This window comes from Ligilactobacillus salitolerans, assembly GCF_003864415.1.
GTDB lineage: Bacteria > Bacillota > Bacilli > Lactobacillales > Lactobacillaceae > Ligilactobacillus > Ligilactobacillus salitolerans.
In genome coordinates, this window is record NZ_BFFP01000137.1 from 1 (window position 1) to 313 (window position 313).

Annotated in this window: 1 protein-coding gene; it reads left to right on the forward strand. The window is 45.7% G+C overall.

Annotated features, from left to right (window positions below; genetic code table 11):
* On the forward strand, positions 1-313 hold a 313-nt coding region (locus LFYK43_RS12390; protein ID WP_305775334.1), incomplete at both ends, for a group II intron maturase-specific domain-containing protein.

A 313-nucleotide genomic window follows, 5' to 3' on the forward strand; every position in this document is an offset into this window, starting at 1 on the left:
AGAGAAGACACAAGTCGGCTCTCCCTTAAGGCTGAAGTTTCTGGGCTTTTCTCTGAGTGTGGGGCGCAATGGCGCCTATCCGCGCCCTCATCAAAAGGCCAAGCAAAGAATTAAACAAGAACTGAAAAGAATCACCAAGAGAAATCGAGGCGTCAGCCTTGATAAGATCTTGCAAGAAATCAAGCAGAAAATGCAGGGCTGGATCCAATATTACTCTATCGGGAAGATGAAAATCTTTCTTCAACATCTAGATGAATGGTTGCGCTCGCGTATTCGCCAGTATATCTGGAAGCAGTGGAAGAATATTGGGACC